The sequence below is a fragment of the Rhodococcus jostii NBRC 16295 genome (assembly GCF_001894825.1).
Lineage (GTDB): Bacteria > Actinomycetota > Actinomycetes > Mycobacteriales > Mycobacteriaceae > Rhodococcus_F > Rhodococcus_F jostii.
Window position 1 is genome coordinate 17,999 of record NZ_BCWY01000036.1, and the last position, 16,112, is coordinate 34,110.

Sequence of the window (16,112 nt, forward strand, 5' to 3'; positions counted from 1 at the left end):
GAACCCTGATCCCCTTTCGATCAGTGGCGGCTGCGGGAACTCATTCAGCCAGTGTTCTCACCTAAGGAGCCCGGATTCCATGTACGACGATGCGCGCGTGCCTGCGCCGACCCGAGAGTCCACCTCGCCCTCGATAACGACCGCCTCGATCGCGAGCCGGATGGAGCGATTGCCGTGGTGTCGGGTCCAGCGAAATCTCTTCCTGGTGATTGCGACCGCATGGTTCTTCGATTCGATCGACCTGGGCGCGATGACGTTCCTGCTGTCGCCGATCAGCCACCATTTCTCGCTCACCGCGGCCCAGACCGGAGTGCTCGGCAGCGCAAGCTTCGCCGGGATGTTCTTCGGCGCAGTCGGGGCCGGCGCGATCGCCGACCGATTCGGCCGCAGGCGGGTGTTCAAATACAGCATCATCGTCTGGGGCCTGGCGAGCATCGGACTGGCACTGTCCTGGAACTTCGAGGCCCTGCTCACCTTCCGGTTCCTGCTCGGTGTCGGCATGGGCGCGGAGTTCCCGGTAGCCGCGGCCATCCTCGCCGAGTTCATGCCCTCGTCGAAGCGTGGGCGCTACGCCGCCCTGCTCGAGGGAGCGTGGCCGATCGGGTTCATCACGGCCGGCGCAGTGTCCTACCTCCTGGTCGCCTCGACGTTCGGGTGGCGCGGATTCTTCCTCATGCAGGCGGCCCTGGCCGTGGTCGCATTGATCATTCGGCGAAACCTGCCGGAGTCACCACGATGGCAGGTCTCGCGGGGACACGCGGTCGCAGCGGAACGCACCCTGACCTCCATCGAGAGCGCGGTACGGACAGCGACGGGCCGACCGCTACCCGAACCCGAGCCCGTTCCCGGCGCACAGGGTGAAGACATCACGCAGGGCGGCTTTCGCGCACTCTTCCTTCCGGAACACAAAGCGCGCACCCTGACGGTATGGGCAGTGTGGTTTTGCCTGATGACCGGTTACTACGGGCTGACGACCTGGATCGGCAAGCTCCTCACCGACAACGGCCTCGACGTCGCCAGGAGCATCGGGTTCGTCCTCGCCATGGCGTTGTGGGGGATCCCCGGCTTCCTCTCGGCCGCGTACCTCATCGAGCGGCTCGGACGGCGCTACTGCCTTGCCGGATACACCATCGGAGCGGGCATCGCAGCCTTCTTCTACGGCCAGAGTGCGGGCACCGTCGAGTTGATCCTCGCCGGATCGTTCCTGCAATTCTTCTTCTTCGGCATGTTCTCCTCGATCTTCGCGTACACCCCGGAGCTGTTTCCCACCCGCAGTCGCGGCGCGGGAGTCGGCTCCGCGACAGCGCTGGGGCGGCTGGGTTCGGTCTTCGGACCCATCGCGGTCCCCTTCCTGCTCTCCTTCGGCGGCACCGGACTGGTCTTCTCCACCAGCGCAGTCCTGTTCGCGATCGGTGCACTGATCGTCCTAACCCGATTGCCGGAGACGAAGGACGCTGTCCTCGAACAGATTCACTGACACTCGCCCGCATCGCACAACGAAAGCGAAACCCATGAACAGCGACGAATACCTGTACTTTCTCGACCGCGCCTTCGACGGCATGCTCGCGGTCCTGGGCGAACTCGGCGACGAGCGCGCCAATCAGGCACCACCCTTCGACGGCGCGAACTCCCCGTGGGCGATCACCTACCACTGCACCGAGGTGGCCGACTACTGGATCGGGCACCTCATCGGGGGCCGCGAGAGTAACCGTGACCGTGCGGCCGAGTTCACTGCCACGGGAACCATCGCCGACCTCACCCGCGTGGTCACCGAACTGCGTTCGCGGCTGCAGAATGATCTCGAGCTTTTCGATCCCGTTGCGCCGCTGGCGAATACCCCGCCCGCCGACTATGAGGGGCCGAGTCGGGCACTGACACCGAACGGTGTCCTCCTTCATGTCCTCGAGGAACTGGCGCAGCACCACGGCCAAGTCGAGGTATCCCGCGACGCCCTGTCGACCGTCCCCGTGGAAGCAGCATTGTGACTACCTCGATCACCCCCGCCCCTCGATTCCCGGGATTCGACGATCTCGACATCAGCCAACTGTCCCGGCGCACCGGGGTGAAATGGGCGCGCGCCGTCGAAGCCGGAGCCCTCCCGTCCTGGGTCGCCGACATGGACTTTCCCGTCGCACCGGAGATCCGCGCCGCGTTGAAGGACGTCATCGACCGCGGAGACCTCGGGTACCCGAACTGGTTGCACGGCACCCCCTTGCGTGCCGAGTTCGCCCGGCGCATGTCCGACCGCTACGGCTGGCAGGTCGACCCCGCCGACGTGCGCGAGCAGACCGATCTGATCCAGGCCCTGCAGTTGATCCTGCATCTCGCCACCCGACCGGGGGATTCGGTGGTGATCCAGACCCCGAACTACCCGCCGTTCCTGGCAACGATCGAAACCATGGGGCGCAGAACCGTCGAGTTCCCGTTCGTCGATACCGAGAACGGGTGGGCTCTCGACTTCGACGAATTCGAGCGGACACTGGCGCAGAGTCGCCCCAAAGTATTGGTCCTCGTCAACCCGCACAATCCGACCGGTCGAGTGCACACACGCCGCGAACTCGAACGCATCGCCGAACTCGCCGAGCGGTACGCGCTCCTCGTGATCAGCGACGAGATCCATGCCGAACTGATCTACGAACCGCACCGGCACATTCCGTTCGCCTCGATCAGCGACGATGCCGCATCCCGGACCGTGACCTTCACGTCCGCCGGCAAAGCCTTCAACCTCGCAGGTCTGCGCTGCGCGGTAGTGCACTACGGCCCCAAAGATCTGTTGGCGATCCGGGACGGCGAACCCCCGGATCTCTACGGCGCGGTGTCGGTGCTCGGGGTCACCGGGACCCTCGCCGCATGGCAGCACGGGCATGGCTGGCAGGACACCCTCACGCGCGTCCTCGACCGCAATCGCCTACGCGTGCACGACACCCTGACCGGGACGCTACCCACGGCCCGACACCACCTGCCCGAGGCCACCTACCTCAGCTGGGTGAACGTCTCGACGCTGCCTGTCGCCGATCCCATCGACCGGATCCGCCGCTCCGGACACGTACTGGTGGACGGCGGCGACCCCTTCGGAAAGACCGACGGCCGGTTCATCCGGATCAACTTCGCCACGTCGGACGCGCTTCTCGAACGAGTGCTCTCGGGAATCACCGACGCACTCACCGACCTCGACCCCTGCACGCTGACGTAAAGGACTCACATCACATGACCACCGCAATCGCGACCACCCGAGCGCCGTCCGCGGCACATCTCTACAGCCAAGGCGTACAGGTCGGCGACCTCGTGTTCTGCAGCGGCCAACTGCCACTCTGCGCCGAGTCGGGCCGGCTCGTCGGCAAGGACGATCCCCGAGCCCAGACACGGCACGTTCTCGCCAACCTGACCGCAGTGCTCGAGGCGGCGGGCAGTTCCCTGGGGGACGTCGTCAAGACGACGATCTACCTCACCTCGATGGATCATGTCGACGCCGTGAATGCCGTGTACACCGGAGCCTTCACCGGCATCACACCCGCCCGATCCTGCATCGCCGTGCGCGCGCTCCCCCACCCGGATGCCCTCGTGGAGATCGAGGTGGTTGCCACGAGAGCGACGACTTCGGAATAGTCGAGGGCATGGAGCGCCGGACCGACAGAGTGATGCCGCCGCGGTACCTCGCCTCCGTCAACAAGGTGATCGTCGGCCTGCACCGGTTGGGCGTTCCCCTGCCGATGCAGGCGCTCACCGTCCCCGGCCGGAAGTCGGGGGTGCTGCGGTCTACTCCCGTCACACCGTACGAGGTGGACGGCCGGCGCTACGTCGTCGCGGGTTACGCGAAATCGGATTGGGCGAAGAACGCCCGGGCGGCGGGGCGCGGCGAGTTGACCCGCGGCCGGCACCGCGAGCGCGTCCGGTTGGTTGCGCTGCCGGTCGAGGAGCGGGGCCGGATCCTCCGTGAGTTCCCGGCACGGGTGCCGCGCGGCGTCACCATGTTCCTCAAGGCCGGGACCGTCGCGAACGCCTCCCCGGAGGCGTTCGCGGCCGCCGCGGACCGGTGCGCGGTGTTCCGCATCGAGCCGCTCGACTGACGGGGTCACCGAACCTCGAGGACGCCCACCATGTTCGGGTGGTAGGTGCAATGGAAGGCGAAGGTCCCCGGCTGGCCGGGAGCGGTGAACGTGGCGGTCTCGCCCGGTTCGATCTCCACGTCGAACAGGTCGCCGGTGTCCGCGGTCACGGTGTGTTCGGCGGTGTCGTTGTTGCGGACGGTGACCTGTTCTCCCGGTGCGAACGTGCCGGGCAGGGTGTATTTGAAGTCGGTGATCACGATCTCCCGGTCACCCGGCTGCTCGGCACCCGCCGGCATGGACATCGGCATCGACATGGACATCGACGGCATGCCCGACATGGAGTGGTCGCCGCCGTGAGTCGATTCGGACGAACCCGACGAGTCTCCGCTGTCGCTGCCACACGCGGTCAGCGCGAGGGCCGCCAACAGAATCGGCAGTACAAGTGTCAGAACGCGTTTCATGGTTCTCGCCTCCGGGGTGCCGGTGGGAACGGATGCCCGACGCACCGTTCCTCGCCGGAGTAGTACCCGTTTTCGCGGACGGCACCCCTCGGCGAGAACTCCCGAGGGACGTCAGCGGCCGTTCAGCGCCTCCTGCGTCTCCAGATTTGCCACCGGGGTGCGGAGCAGGGCGACGGCATCCGCGTAGAGCGAGGACTTGATCTCGCCGAGCGTGCGGCCCCGCGTCGCGACCAGGCCCTGAGCGTGTTCGACGGCGGTGGCGAGCACCTGGTGTTCGGGGGCGACCTCGTCGACGAACCCGAGTGCGCGCGCCTCGACGCCGCCGTACCGGTGCCCGGTGACCAGGGCGGTGTGCACGGCCCGCGCGGGCAGGCGGGCCGCGAGCAGCGCGATGCTGCCGGGCGCGTAGCTCGCCCCGATGGTGATCCCGGGTAGGCAGAAGTAACCGCGGTCCTCCCGCATCACCCGGTGATCGTGGGCCGCGGCGAGGATGGCGCCGCCGCCGAACGTGTGCCCCGCCAGCGCGGCCACGGTGGGCAGGGGGAATGTGAGGATCCGCGCGAACAGGGCCTGAACACGGTCGATGTAGGAGTTCAGCTTGTCGGTATTGGCGACGACCCACCCCGTGTCGAGGCCGGTGGAGTAGAACTTTCCGGTTGCCGTCGTCACCAGGGCGGCGGGGCCGTCGTGCCGCTCGACCTGATCGAGGAGTTCATCCACCTTCTCGATCCAGTCCGGATGGAAGGCGTTCTCGCTGTCGCGTTCCCCCTCCTCACCGAAGTACAGGACGAACACATCTCCCGAGCGCTCCAAGTAAGGCATGCGGCGAGGCTACCCGCAGACGACGACGGCGCGCCCCTCGAGCACACACCCCGGTGAGTGAAGTTTCAACTGTCGCCGGGAGGGGTATGTCGATCGTCAAATAGCTGAGGCGGTGGACGATGAAGAGCGGAACAGGCGTTGCCGACACCCGCACCGTTCGGGACTACATCCACGCGGTGGCCCGCAGTGTTCATGCCGACTCCGTCGACTGGTGGGACGGCGACGCGCTCGAGGCCGTCCTCGTCCTGCCGTTCCGGTTGCACTATCTGCCGGGGCGCAGTGCGGTGCTGGCGTGGAACCGGAACTTCGGGTGGTCTCTCGGCGTCGAGGGGTTGGGCCGCCGCAGTGTCATCGTGATCGACGGCCTCGGTCTCGGGCGGATGCCGTCGCCCGCCGGGTGCGCGGAGCGCGCGGTGGAATTGATCGACGACTACCGCCGTTCGACACCGGCGTTGCCGGGCGCCCCGGTCGCCGACACCGGCAACCCGACCGCCGCGGATCGGTGCCGGCGCATCGGCGGGGAGAATGCCGGTCGCGGACGGCGGGACAGGGTCGTCCGCCGACCGTGACCGGTGGCGCCGAGGGTCACGACGACACGGTGGCCCAACCGCATTCCCCCGCGGTGGAGGGGCCGATCGTCGCCGCGGAGGAGAGCGCGGCCCGCATCAGCACGGAGTCGCATCCGCTCGGCAGGCCCGGGCCACGGTTCGATCGCCGTTCCCCGTTCTTCATCGGCATGGCCGGCGCCGCCGGGGTCGCCGTCACCTACGCCCTGATCGAAGTGGTGCTGGCGGCCCGCGGGGTGCTCGTCCTCATCGCCGTCGCCGCGTTCCTCGCGATCGGTCTCGAACCCGCCGTGTCCTGGCTGGTGCGGCACGGATTCCCCCGGTGGGTCGCCGTCACAACGGTTTTCGTCATCGCATTCGCAATACTCGCCGGGTTCCTGGCCGCGGCGATCCCGCCGATGGTCACCCAGGGCGGTGCTCTCGTGCACAACGCCCCCGACTACCTGGGCCACCTCGAGCAGCGCTACCCCGCCCTCGGGGAGCTCAGCACCCGGTTCCATCTGCAGGACCAACTGCGGCAGGCGCTCGATGCCGGGAACGTCCCGGTGGTGGTCGGCGGGCTCGTGGGTGCGGGCAAGTTCGTGTTCAGCGCGGTCAGCGGCACGGTGATCGTCGTCGTACTCACCGCGTACTTCCTGGCCGACTTCGCGCACATCCGGTCGTCGATCTACCGCCTGGCACCGAATTCTCGCCGCCCGCGCACGATTCTGATCGGCGACGAGATCTTCGCCAAGGTCGGCGGCTACGTGCTGGGAAATCTCCTGATCTCGCTGATCACCGCCGTCCTCACGTTCGTGTGGCTGGTGGCCTTCGACGTCCCCTACCCGTTGTTGCTGGCCGTCCTGGTCGCCGTGCTGGACCTGATTCCGGTGGTCGGTTCCACCCTCGCCGGCATCGTGGTGGCGCTGGTCGCCCTGACCGTCTCCCTCCCGGTGTCGCTGGCGACCATCGTCTTCTTCATCGCGCTCCGTCTGTTCGAGGACTACCTGCTCGTGCCCCGCATCATCGGCCGGACCGTCAAGGTGCCGCCGATGGTCACCGTCGTCGCCGTCCTCATCGGTGGGGCGCTGCTCGGCATCGTCGGGGCGCTGCTGGCGATTCCGGTGGCCGCCGCCGTTCTGCTCCTCGCCCGCGAGACGGTGTTTCCGCAGCTCGACCGCGGTTGACGAGTCGTGGCGCGAAAACGGCCTTGTGGAATAAGTTTCCGTGTTCTGCTTACCCTGGAGACGTGGGATGCGCCGGGGCATGCTCGGGCCGTGTCCCGAGCGGAGAAAGAGGCGCTGGATGTCGGTGATGAGCCCCACCGAGGCGATGTTCGTGCTGTTCGAGACGCCCTCCCACCCCATGCACGTGGGGGCGCTCGAACTGTTCGAACCGCCGCGTGAGGCGGGCCCCGGCCACGCACGGGCCATGTTCGAGGCGTTGATGTCGCACGAGGCGGCGTCGGACATGTTCCGCCGACGCGCCGTGCGCCCGCTCCGCGGGGCCAGTTACCCGTGGTGGTCGTTCGACGAGCGGGTCGATCTCGGCTACCACGTGCGGCACACGGCCGTCCCGGGCCGGGGCCGGATGGAGGACCTGCTGTCGCTGGTGTCGCAGATGCACGGCATGCCGCTCGATCCGCAGCACCCGATGTGGGAGATGCACGTCATCGAAGGTCTCGCCGACGGGCGGACGGCGGTGTTCTCGAAGATCCACCTGTCGCTGATGGACGGACCGGCCGGGCTGCGACTCCTCCACCACGCCCTGTCGACCGACCCCGACGTGCTCGACTGTCCCGCACCGTGGACGCCGGGGGTGACGGGGACGTCGCAGCGCGAATCGGCGCTCCCGGTCGCCGTGGTCCGCGCCGGGGTGCGGGCCGCCACCAGCATCGTCGGTGTGCTGCCGGCACTCGCGAAAGTCGCCTACGACGGCGTGCGCGAGCAGCATCTGACGCTGCCGCTGCAATCGCCGCCGACAATGCTCAACGTTCCCGTGGGCCGGGCCCGGAAACTGGCGGCGCGGTCGTGGCCGATCCGCCGGTTGGTGTCGGTGGCCGCCGCGGCCCGCACGACGATCAACGCGGTGGTGCTCGCGATGTGCTCGGGGGCGCTGCGACAGTATCTCCTCGAGCAGTACGCCCTCCCGGACGCACCGTTGACGGCGATGCTGCCGGTGCCGCTGGACCTCGGGGGAACCATGATCGGACCGCGCGGCCGCGACCACGGTGTCGGCGCGATGGTCGTCGGACTGGCCACCGACGAATCGGATCCGGCCGCGCGCCTCGCGCGGATCAGCGAATCGGTCGAGCACACCAACCGGGTGTTCGGCGCGCTCAGTCACACCCAGTTCCAGCTGATGAGTGCGCTGGCGATCAGCCCGATCCTGCTGGAGCCGGTCCGCCGGTTCGTCGACGACACTCCCCCACCGTTCAACGTGATGATCTCCTACATGCCGGGCCCGTCGCGGCCCCGGTACTGGAACGGCGCCCGCCTGGACGCGGTGTATCCGGCGCCGACGGTCCTGGGAGGTCAGGCGCTGAGCATCACCCTCACGAGCCGGTCCGGTCAGCTCGACGTCGGTGTCGTGGGCGATCGACACGCGGTCCCGCATCTGCAGCGGATCATCACGCACCTGGAGACGTCGCTGAGCGACCTCGAGAACGCGGTGGCCGCCTCCGGCACCTGACCGCTATCCGAGTGGACGCCGCAGCGAACTGCGGTCCTGTTCCCAGCACTGTGCCACGTGGTCGCCGACGAGGTCGTCGAACGCGAGGCAGGCCGCGGCCCCCAGCAGGATGTCGTCACCCACCTCCGGCCGGGCGGCCACCAGACCGCCGGCGAGGTCCCGGCAGACGATCTGTTCGTGCACGGAATCGGCCTCCACGTGCTCGTCGAAGAACAGGGTGGCCGCCGTCCCGAATCCGAGGCGGCGCAAGCCGGCGCTGTACTTCTTGCTCGGCAGCGCGGACGTGGTCTCGACGGCGCACAGGTGCCCGACCAGGGCGCCGAGCCGGCTGCGGTGCAGACCGAACAGCGACAGCGCGTTCAGTGACGCCAGTGTCACGGCGGGCACCGCGTCGATGTAGTGCGCGTAGCGGTCCGACAGACCCAGTTCGCGCATCGTCGTCGCGAAGAGGGCCGAGTGCATGCGCTCGGCCCTGCCGCCGCCGTATTCGTCGGACTGCACCTCCACCAGCGCCGCCTTCGGTGCGCCCGCGAGCCGCGGGATGCCGAGAGTGTGCACGTCGGCCTCCCGCAACTGGTTGAGGGAGCGGTGGATCAGCAGTTCGCGGAACTGCGTGAGATCCGCGTCGTGTGCCATGTAACCCGACAGTCCCGGCGCCGTGCTGGGGGCCGTCATGTCCCACAGGGCCGCCACCACGTCGTCCGCGCCGGTCGGCGGGTCGGCGAGGTCGCGGATCGCGGCGTCGAACGGAACTTCGAGCGCCGACCGGGCGGCGATCAGATCACTGTTCCACTCCCATTCGTCGCCGACCCCGGTGATCCCCTGCAGGTGCAGCTCGTACAGGGCGGTGAGACAGATTTGCGCGTCGTCGTCGACCAGGATCGCGCGGGGATCCTCGTGCGCGGTGGACGCGAGCGACCGCGCCGCCGACACGAACGGTTCGGCGTCCGCGCGCTCTCCGCGCAGAATGGAGAACAGCAGTTCGCTCACGGGACCGCGCGGCGCCGGAAGGGGCATCGAGGTTCCCGATTGCGCCACCGTGTCCGACATCGACCGAGAGTGCAAGGTAGTCATATGAGCTCCATTCCCACTGCCGGGACCGACGACTCCGACGTGACGATCACAGTCTGCCCTGATGGTCCACTCCTGGTGCGTGGTGCTGCGCGGATCCTGGACACCGAAGGTAACCCGATCGGCAACCATCGGGCCACCGTGGCGTTGTGCCGCTGCGGGCGGACGAGCATCGCGCCCTTCTGCGACAGTTCGCACAAGAAGAAGCGGCGGCGCCCGTAGCGGCCGCCACCTCCCTACTGCATTCCGCCGGAGTCCACGTGATCGTCGTGCTCCGGGCGCCCATCCTTCGTGCTCGTCGTCCGACCTTCGTACGGCGGTGTCGCCGGTTCCGCGTCTCCGGGTGGGAGCGACCCGCCGGCAGCAGCGGGATCGGCCCCCGGTTCCGCGGTGGACTGCACTTCCTTCTGGTCCAGGGAACCCGGCTCGCGGTCCGTCTGACCTGTTCCGGGTTCGCCCGGGCCCGCGTCTCGCGAGTCTTGGGGGCCTCGCTCGGACTGAGGCTCCTCGTGCAACTGCTCGCCTGGTTCGGTACCCATGATCTCTCCTGGTGTAGCTATGCCCGCCGGCGTGCGACGACGAACGCCACGACAGCGACGAGTATCACGAGGGCGATGATTTCCATTCGTACGGTTACCCATCCGCCGGAAAGCTACCCAGGGCCCTGATTCCCGCGCGGCCGATTATTGCGAGACTCATTGGTAAACAAGGTATCCCGCCGAACTCGGTGGGCCGAGGCCGTCCACGGCGGCGAATGTGCCCGACTGCCGTCGACTTCATGGGGTAACGTCGGAGTCCTGCACGGTTGAGCCCCCAGCCGCAATGGACGGGCACGGTCGCCGCACCCTCTTTCGTGCCCGTCTCCTTCGTCGCTCGACCGTGAGGAGTACGTGATGAAATCTGGTCTCAGTGCACTACCACGACCACATGACCCCACCGAGAATTCGACGCTCTTCAGCTGGGCCCTCGAGCCCGAGTACGGGCGGCTCACCGTCGCCTGCGCGCCGGGCGCGGGTGGGATCCTCGTCGTCCGGATATCCGGCGACATCGACGTCACCACGCTCCCGTCGTTCGGAAGTCATCTCGTCGAGGCGATCGACGAGCGATTACCGTTCGTGCTCGACCTGACGGACGTGCAGTTCTGCTGTGCGGCGGCGCTGTCGATCCTCGACGTCATGGCCGCTCGAGCCCGCAGGCTCGCTGTGCCGTGGGCCGTGACCGGGAACAACTCCGTCCGCAGACCATTGACGGCGATGGGCATGGCCGTGACGATCCCCTTCTGCACCGATCTCGAGGACGCTTTCCGCCTGGTCGCCAAGGAGATTCACCAGGGTGGGCGCTCGGCGTGAACGAGACTGCTCCGCACGGTTCATCCGACTTCGTGGTGGTTGCCAACCGCCTCCCGGTGGATATGGAGACACTCGACGACGGCTCGACGCGGTGGAAGCGGAGCCCGGGCGGGCTGGTCACCGCCCTCGAGCCCATCCTTCTCGGCCGGGAGCGCGGATCGTGGGTGGGCTGGCCCGGGGTGCCCGACACCAAGGTCGAACCCATTTCCTCCGGCGGGCTCGACCTGTACCCGGTGGAGTTGAGTGCGGACGAGCTGTCGCGGTACTACGAGGGCTTCTCCAACGCGACGCTGTGGCCGCTGTACCACGACGTGCTGGTGGCACCGGTCTTCGACCGGGTCTGGTGGCACACCTACCTGGATGTGAACCGCCACTTCGCCGAAGAGACCGCGCGCACCGCCGCCGAGGGCGCCACGGTGTGGGTGCAGGACTACCAACTGCAGCTGGTCCCCCGCCTGCTCCGCGAGCTGCGTCCCGACCTGACGATCGGATTCTTCCTCCACATCCCCTTCCCGCCGGTGGAGCTGTTCATGCAGTTGCCGTGGCGCAGGGAGATCGTGGAGGGACTGCTCGGCGCCGATGTCATCGGCTTCCACCTGCCCGGTGGGGCGAACAATTTCCTGTTCCTGGCGCGCAAGCTCCTGGGGCTCGACACCACGACGGCAGGCGTCGGTGTGCGGAGTGCACTCGGCCGGGTACAGCTCGACGACCGGGTCGTGCAGGTCGGCGCGTTCCCCATTTCCGTCGACTCACGGCAGCTGGTCGAGCAGGCCACCGACCCCGACATCGTCGAACGGGCCGCGGAGATCCGTCGCGAACTCGGAAACCCCCGGAAGATCCTCCTCGGAGTCGACCGACTCGACTACACCAAGGGCATCGACCTCCGGCTCGAGGCGCTCGGTGAACTGCTCGACGAAGGTCGTCTCGACCCGTCCGACACGGTGATGGTGCAGCTCGCCACACCGAGTCGTGAACGCGTCGAGCACTACATGAAGATGCGCAGTTCCATCGAGGAGCAGGTCAGCCACATCAACGGCGATCACGGTCAGATCGGCCGGCCGGTGGTGCACTACCTGTATCAGCCGGTCGATCGGAGCGAGTTGATCGCACTGTTCCTGGCTGCGGACGTCATGCTCGTCACCCCGATGCGTGACGGAATGAATCTCGTCGCGAAGGAGTACGTCGCGTGCCGGGCCGACCTCGGCGGCGCCCTCGTGCTCAGCGAGTTCGCCGGAGCCGCCGCCGAACTGCGGGGTGCCTACCTCGTGAACCCCCACGATCTCGACGGAGTGAAGAACACGATCGTGGCGGCACTCGACCAGGAGCGGGAGCCGGGTAGACGCCGCATGTCGCGGCTGCACCGGCAGGTCCTCGACCACGACGTGCACCGGTGGGCGCAGTCGTTCCTCGGCACGCTCGCGCCGGTTGCCACCGACTGACCGATCGGTGCCGGGTCACCGCGGGTCACTCCGGATTCTTCGTGACCGATTCCACGATCCGCCGTGCCACCTCCGCCAACTTGACGTGCTCCTGCTGAGACTGGGCGACGAGGATCTCGAACGCCTGGTCTGCGGACACCCCTCGGAGCGCCATCACGATTCCCTTGGCCTGCTCGATGACCGCCCGGGTCTTCATCGCCCTCGTCAGGCCCGAGACCTCGTTCCTGGCCAACTCCACGCTGCGGGCACTCCTCAGCAGGCCTTCGATCGCCGTGGTGTAGACGAGCAGCACCACGGCGTCGAGCTCACTGAAGCCGTGGTCGCCCTTCCCGTAGATGTTCAGCGTGCCGGCGAGGGCCTCGTCGACGGCGAGCGGCGCGGACAGGAAACTGCGCATGCCGGCCTGGTCGAGATTGTCGGCGACCGACGGCCAGCGTTCCGCGGCTTCGCCCACCCGCGCCTTGACCACCTTCCTGGCCCCCGCGACTCCGAAGTAGTCACCGTCGATCGCCTGGAAGGTGTCGATGTCGATCGCACGGACCGCCTCGTCGGTGTCCGCGACCGTCACCACTCGCCCGTCCTGCAACAGCGAGATACCCGCCATGTCGGCACCGATAATCGCATCCACCACCTGCTCGCAGACCCGCTGCAGCAGCAGACTCATCTCCACCTGCGAACCGGAGTTCCGATTGAACTCGTCGAGTGCGGTTGCCAGGGAACCCAACTGAGCGGCGATCGTCGCGCTGTCCAGGTCAGGGGACAGCGACCCCGGGCGCTCACCTGCAGTCTCGGTCATTCTCGGGTACACCTCAAATTCCGGGTGTAACCGACAGGACACCCACTGAACGAACGCAGCAGTTGTCTCTACCGTCGAGAAGACTTTACTCGACCTGGAAGCCTTCGCCGCCCACCGATCCCCGCACGGCCCGCAGCCCCGTCCGCACTAACTTCGGCGCCCTCCGTGCGCGGCAGCAGATTCCCCGCTGAGCAGGCTCAGCGCCGCCGAGCACGGCCGCAGGACGCTGCCGGCGCCCATCGACGACCCGCGGGTCGGACCGTTGTCGCAGGCGACGGCGTCCTCGAAGTCGCGGGGCCGCGCGTCCGCGGCCCGGGCAGCGGCGAAGCAACCCTCGCGGTCGTTGTGGAAGGCGAATTCGGCACGGATCATGGCGGCCAGCGCCTCGACGAACGCTGCCGCCCTGCCCCGGATCTGGGGTTCGAGGGGGTCGAACGGAGGCCGCGGTTCCAACGCGAGCCGCGTGGCGCACACGATCTCCGCGCACTGGGGCCGGCCTTCCGACAGGGCCACGACCGTTCGTCCCCACTGCTTTCCTTCGGTAACGGGAGTGGCCGACCGCCGTAAGTTACCTCGCGCGCTCTCCTCGGTCCATGCCACCTCATCGAGTGCGTCGTCCAGCTGCCACCGGACCTGCGTCGCCCACTCACTCCAGCGGCTGGGCGTTCCAGCGGTGCCCGGTTCTCTCAGCTCCCGTGCGACGTCGCAAAGCAGCGCGGTGGCCGGCGAACCCAGCCCGGCCAGTGCTCGCTCCGATCGCGGCAGAAAGAGCTGGGGCAGCAGCACCGCATTCACGGCAACGCCGGTGACAGCGCCGAGCGCGATCTCCAGGATGCGATCTCCGAGCATCCCCAGCTGGTCCGAATCGCCGTACGTCACCATCAGCAGCGCGGTGACAGCCACCCACACTCCGCTTGCACCGAATCGACGCCAGCCGACCAGTACCGTTGCGCCCACCCCGACGGTGACCGAGTCGACGAGGGCGCCGACCACAGCGGCCAGCACCACGCCGAGTGAGACCGCAGCGAGTTGTTCACCAGCCACCCGCAGCGATCGCGACGCGGTGACCTCGACCATGAACACCGCTGCGTAGGGCGCGTGGAACGGCTGCGGGAACCCGAGGATGCGGTCGGCGAGAATCCACGCGAGCACAGCGGCGGCGGCAGCCTTGGCCGACTGCACCACCACGGTGTGCCGGCCCGGTCTCGCCCAGGTCCGTAGGTGCAACAGTGTCTTCTCCCTTCATCGATTCGGCACGGGTCGTGTGCCCGACGCCGGGAACCCGGCAACCTGAAGATTCGACCGAGTCGTGCCCGGATATGCCGCGCATGAAGTGGGACATCGACCCCGAGGACGGCGCCATGAACACGCACGTAACTGCGACACACCTACAGGACCTGCTCGATTCGTCACTGCCCGATCCCGCTCTGATCCTGCAGAACGGCGCGCCGACCATCGTCGGTTCGAGTGAACAGGCCGACGAGAATCAGGTCTTGGTCATCGTGACCCGAGCGGAGCTACGCGAGCAGCTTCCCCAGGACCGCGACTGTTCGCAGAGCGATCTGGAGTTCCAGCCGCCTCACTCGAATCGACTGTCGCGGGACTGGGCGGCTGACGCGGAGTGCCGGTCAGCCGCCGCCGAGCTGCTCCCGCAGCCCTGACAGCGTGCGCGACAGGATTCTCGACACCTGCATCTGCGACACACCCACGCGCTGGGCGATTTCGGTCTGCGTCATCGATCCGAAGAACCGCAACATCAGCACGCGACGTTCGAGTGGCGGCAGTTTCTCGAGCGCGGGCCGCACCGAGGCGTGGCTCTCGACGTTGGCGAGCTCGGGATCCTCTTCGCCGAGTGTCTCGGCGAGCGGAAGGTCGTCGGGATCATCACCCATGGCGGCATCCATCGACAAGGTTTGGTAGGCATTCTTCGCGAGCAGGCCCTCGGACACTTCCCGGACGTCGAGTTCGAGTTCGGCCGCGATCTCACTGGCCGACGGTGACCGCCCCAGTTCCTGCGAGAGCTCGTCGACAGCCTTGGTGATCAACGCGTGGAGTTCCTGCATGCGCCGGGGCACCCGCATCGACCAGCCCGTGTCGCGGAAGTAGCGGCGCACCTCCCCCATAATCGTCGGCACCGCGTAGGACACGAAGTCGAAACCGCGGTCCGGGTCGAAGCGATCGACGGCCTTGACCAGCCCGAGCCGGGCGACCTGGAGCAGATCTTCGTGGGCCTCGCCGCGACCGCCGAATCGGCGCGCGATGTGATCGGCGAGCGGCAGGCAGCGGGTGATGATGTCGTCGCGCAACGCGGACGTTTCCCCGGCGGACGCGTTCGACGTTCGGAGGCGCGCGATCGCGGGCGCCACGTCCTTGTAGTCGTCTCTGCCGGGGTGGTGCCGTTCGCCGCGCTCGGAGACCGGTGACACTAGATGGTGCCCCGGTATTTGACGAGTTCGACGGACACGGCCCGCGCGGCGGAACCGTCGCCGGCGACGGATCTCTCCGATACCTCGACAGCGTTCATCAGTGTTTCGAGCACGTGCCAACCGAAGCTCTCCCGGTTGGGTACCCCACCTCGGGTGAGGGGCGCACTGATCGTCACGTGCAACCCCGTCTCCGTGACAGCGAACGAGCACGTGAGTTCGGCACTTCCGGGCGCCGCCGCGATCAGTTCCGAACACACTTCGTCCACTGCAAGTTTGATATCGGCCACGTCGTCGAGCGTGAAGTCTCCCAGGACGGCGAGAGTTTCTGCGACGGCGCGCACGACGGGCAATTGTTCGAACTCCGCTGCCACACGAAGTTCCACGGGCACACCGGATCTCGTTTTCATTCGTCTTACCTCGCCGACCTCGGCCATCTGCACTCCACGTCTGTGTCGTCGGTTTC

At 67.6% G+C, this 16,112-nt stretch carries 20 protein-coding genes; 12 read left to right on the plus strand and 8 right to left on the minus strand.

The genetic code is table 11. The features are described from left to right. Nucleotides 1–205: 205 nt before the first annotated feature. The 5 genes from RJ1_RS22770 to RJ1_RS22790 are packed head-to-tail and all read left to right on the plus strand — an operon-like array spanning nucleotide 206 to nucleotide 4,067. Nucleotides 206–1,477 (plus strand): MFS transporter, encoded by a 1,272-nt coding sequence (locus RJ1_RS22770; protein ID WP_240320118.1) that lies wholly within the window; start codon nucleotides 206–208, stop codon nucleotides 1,475–1,477. A 34-nt stretch (nucleotides 1,478–1,511) separates the two neighbouring features. Beyond that, nucleotides 1,512–1,985, plus strand: coding sequence for a DinB family protein (locus RJ1_RS22775; protein ID WP_073364209.1), 474 nt, complete (start codon nucleotides 1,512–1,514; stop codon nucleotides 1,983–1,985). Further along, entirely contained in the window at nucleotides 1,982–3,193 is a 1,212-nt protein-coding gene (locus RJ1_RS22780) for a MalY/PatB family protein (RefSeq protein ID WP_073364211.1), read from the plus strand. The genes RJ1_RS22775 and RJ1_RS22780 overlap by 4 nt, the downstream gene beginning before the upstream one ends. Before the next feature lie 14 nt (nucleotides 3,194–3,207). After that, nucleotides 3,208–3,606, plus strand: coding sequence for a RidA family protein (locus RJ1_RS22785; protein ID WP_073364213.1), 399 nt, complete (start codon nucleotides 3,208–3,210; stop codon nucleotides 3,604–3,606). An 8-nt stretch (nucleotides 3,607–3,614) separates the two neighbouring features. Then, nucleotides 3,615–4,067, plus strand: coding sequence for a nitroreductase family deazaflavin-dependent oxidoreductase (locus RJ1_RS22790; protein ID WP_073364214.1), 453 nt, complete (start codon nucleotides 3,615–3,617; stop codon nucleotides 4,065–4,067). A 5-nt stretch (nucleotides 4,068–4,072) separates the two neighbouring features. On the opposite strand, the gene RJ1_RS22795 is transcribed toward RJ1_RS22790, so the two are convergent. Together RJ1_RS22795 and RJ1_RS22800 are read right to left on the minus strand one after the other, a co-directional pair. After that, a complete protein-coding gene (locus RJ1_RS22795; RefSeq protein ID WP_073364216.1) occupies nucleotides 4,073–4,510 on the minus strand; it encodes a cupredoxin domain-containing protein in 438 nt (145 codons plus the stop codon). Nucleotides 4,511–4,621: 111 nt separating this feature from the next. Beyond that, the gene (locus tag RJ1_RS22800; protein ID WP_073364217.1) at nucleotides 4,622–5,332 is read right to left on the minus strand and encodes an enoyl-CoA hydratase/isomerase family protein; all 711 of its coding nucleotides are present in this window, start codon (nucleotides 5,330–5,332) and stop codon (nucleotides 4,622–4,624) included. Between the two features lie 119 nt (nucleotides 5,333–5,451). On the opposite strand from RJ1_RS22800, the gene RJ1_RS22805 reads away from it, so the two are divergent. From RJ1_RS22805 to RJ1_RS22815, 3 genes are all read left to right on the plus strand, one after another. After that, complete coding sequence (locus RJ1_RS22805; protein ID WP_073364219.1) at nucleotides 5,452–5,901, plus strand: DUF6292 family protein; 450 nt, start codon at nucleotides 5,452–5,454, stop codon at nucleotides 5,899–5,901. Further along, the gene (locus tag RJ1_RS22810; RefSeq protein WP_083400833.1) at nucleotides 5,898–7,064 is read left to right on the plus strand and encodes an AI-2E family transporter; all 1,167 of its coding nucleotides are present in this window, start codon (nucleotides 5,898–5,900) and stop codon (nucleotides 7,062–7,064) included. The genes RJ1_RS22805 and RJ1_RS22810 overlap by 4 nt, the downstream gene beginning before the upstream one ends. 118 nt (nucleotides 7,065–7,182) lie before the next feature. Beyond that, on the plus strand, nucleotides 7,183–8,568 hold the full coding sequence (locus RJ1_RS22815) for a wax ester/triacylglycerol synthase family O-acyltransferase (RefSeq protein WP_073364220.1): 1,386 nt from the start codon (nucleotides 7,183–7,185) through the stop codon (nucleotides 8,566–8,568). Between the two features lie 3 nt (nucleotides 8,569–8,571). Here the strand turns inward: RJ1_RS22815 and RJ1_RS22820 are convergent, their stop codons facing one another. After that, complete coding sequence (locus RJ1_RS22820; RefSeq protein WP_073364222.1) at nucleotides 8,572–9,618, minus strand: iron-containing redox enzyme family protein; 1,047 nt, start codon at nucleotides 9,616–9,618, stop codon at nucleotides 8,572–8,574. A 24-nt stretch (nucleotides 9,619–9,642) separates the two neighbouring features. On the opposite strand from RJ1_RS22820, the gene RJ1_RS22825 reads away from it, so the two are divergent. After that, nucleotides 9,643–9,861 carry a CDGSH iron-sulfur domain-containing protein gene (locus RJ1_RS22825; RefSeq protein ID WP_073364223.1) on the plus strand — a complete coding sequence of 73 codons (219 nt, stop codon included), beginning with the start codon at nucleotides 9,643–9,645 and terminating at the stop codon, nucleotides 9,859–9,861. Between the two features lie 14 nt (nucleotides 9,862–9,875). Here RJ1_RS22825 and RJ1_RS22830 read toward each other — a convergent pair whose 3' ends face one another. Further along, nucleotides 9,876–10,178: a hypothetical protein gene (locus RJ1_RS22830; RefSeq protein ID WP_073364225.1), complete on the minus strand. Its 303-nt coding sequence runs from the start codon at nucleotides 10,176–10,178 to the stop codon at nucleotides 9,876–9,878. Nucleotides 10,179–10,532: 354 nt separating this feature from the next. On the opposite strand from RJ1_RS22830, the gene RJ1_RS22835 reads away from it, so the two are divergent. After that, nucleotides 10,533–10,988 carry an STAS domain-containing protein gene (locus tag RJ1_RS22835; RefSeq protein WP_073364226.1) on the plus strand — a complete coding sequence of 152 codons (456 nt, stop codon included), beginning with the start codon at nucleotides 10,533–10,535 and terminating at the stop codon, nucleotides 10,986–10,988. After that, complete coding sequence (locus tag RJ1_RS22840; RefSeq protein WP_073364228.1) at nucleotides 10,985–12,427, plus strand: alpha,alpha-trehalose-phosphate synthase (UDP-forming); 1,443 nt, start codon at nucleotides 10,985–10,987, stop codon at nucleotides 12,425–12,427. The genes RJ1_RS22835 and RJ1_RS22840 overlap by 4 nt, the downstream gene beginning before the upstream one ends. 25 nt (nucleotides 12,428–12,452) lie before the next feature. On the opposite strand, the gene RJ1_RS22845 is transcribed toward RJ1_RS22840, so the two are convergent. Both RJ1_RS22845 and RJ1_RS22850 read right to left on the minus strand, forming a co-directional pair. Next, nucleotides 12,453–13,223, minus strand: a complete 771-nt coding sequence (locus RJ1_RS22845) for a GAF and ANTAR domain-containing protein (protein WP_073364230.1) — start codon at nucleotides 13,221–13,223, stop codon at nucleotides 12,453–12,455. A 147-nt stretch (nucleotides 13,224–13,370) separates the two neighbouring features. Then, the gene (locus RJ1_RS22850) at nucleotides 13,371–14,450 is read right to left on the minus strand and encodes an FUSC family protein (RefSeq protein ID WP_240320116.1); all 1,080 of its coding nucleotides are present in this window, start codon (nucleotides 14,448–14,450) and stop codon (nucleotides 13,371–13,373) included. Nucleotides 14,451–14,551: 101 nt separating this feature from the next. On the opposite strand from RJ1_RS22850, the gene RJ1_RS22855 reads away from it, so the two are divergent. After that, nucleotides 14,552–14,884, plus strand: a complete 333-nt coding sequence (locus tag RJ1_RS22855) for a hypothetical protein (RefSeq protein ID WP_240320115.1) — start codon at nucleotides 14,552–14,554, stop codon at nucleotides 14,882–14,884. Here the strand turns inward: RJ1_RS22855 and RJ1_RS22860 are convergent. Further along, nucleotides 14,852–15,649, minus strand: coding sequence for a SigB/SigF/SigG family RNA polymerase sigma factor (locus tag RJ1_RS22860; RefSeq protein WP_073364233.1), 798 nt, complete (start codon nucleotides 15,647–15,649; stop codon nucleotides 14,852–14,854). The genes RJ1_RS22855 and RJ1_RS22860 overlap by 33 nt on opposite strands. Continuing rightward, on the minus strand, nucleotides 15,649–16,083 hold the full coding sequence (locus RJ1_RS22865; RefSeq protein WP_073364235.1) for an ATP-binding protein: 435 nt from the start codon (nucleotides 16,081–16,083) through the stop codon (nucleotides 15,649–15,651). Before RJ1_RS22865 ends, RJ1_RS22860 begins: the two co-directional genes overlap by 1 nt. Nucleotides 16,084–16,112: the final 29 nt, after the last annotated feature.

Excerpts from the sequence above, each read along its gene's own strand:
- RJ1_RS22775 (WP_073364209.1), top strand. The coding sequence starts at position 1,512 with ATGAACAGCGACGAATACCTGTACTTTCTCGACCGCGCCTTCGACGGC.
- RJ1_RS22785 (WP_073364213.1), top strand. The coding sequence starts at position 3,208 with ATGACCACCGCAATCGCGACCACCCGAGCGCCGTCCGCGGCACATCTC.
- RJ1_RS22790 (WP_073364214.1), top strand. The coding sequence starts at position 3,615 with ATGGAGCGCCGGACCGACAGAGTGATGCCGCCGCGGTACCTCGCCTCC.
- RJ1_RS22795 (WP_073364216.1), bottom strand. The coding sequence starts at position 4,510 with ATGAAACGCGTTCTGACACTTGTACTGCCGATTCTGTTGGCGGCCCTC.
- RJ1_RS22800 (WP_073364217.1), bottom strand. The coding sequence starts at position 5,332 with ATGCCTTACTTGGAGCGCTCGGGAGATGTGTTCGTCCTGTACTTCGGT.
- RJ1_RS22805 (WP_073364219.1), top strand. The coding sequence starts at position 5,452 with ATGAAGAGCGGAACAGGCGTTGCCGACACCCGCACCGTTCGGGACTAC.
- RJ1_RS22815 (WP_073364220.1), top strand. The coding sequence starts at position 7,183 with ATGTCGGTGATGAGCCCCACCGAGGCGATGTTCGTGCTGTTCGAGACG.
- RJ1_RS22820 (WP_073364222.1), bottom strand. The coding sequence starts at position 9,618 with ATGTCGGACACGGTGGCGCAATCGGGAACCTCGATGCCCCTTCCGGCG.
- RJ1_RS22825 (WP_073364223.1), top strand. The coding sequence starts at position 9,643 with ATGAGCTCCATTCCCACTGCCGGGACCGACGACTCCGACGTGACGATC.
- RJ1_RS22830 (WP_073364225.1), bottom strand. The coding sequence starts at position 10,178 with ATGGGTACCGAACCAGGCGAGCAGTTGCACGAGGAGCCTCAGTCCGAG.
- RJ1_RS22835 (WP_073364226.1), top strand. The coding sequence starts at position 10,533 with ATGAAATCTGGTCTCAGTGCACTACCACGACCACATGACCCCACCGAG.
- RJ1_RS22845 (WP_073364230.1), bottom strand. The coding sequence starts at position 13,223 with ATGACCGAGACTGCAGGTGAGCGCCCGGGGTCGCTGTCCCCTGACCTG.
- RJ1_RS22855 (WP_240320115.1), top strand. The coding sequence starts at position 14,552 with ATGAAGTGGGACATCGACCCCGAGGACGGCGCCATGAACACGCACGTA.
- RJ1_RS22865 (WP_073364235.1), bottom strand. The coding sequence starts at position 16,083 with ATGGCCGAGGTCGGCGAGGTAAGACGAATGAAAACGAGATCCGGTGTG.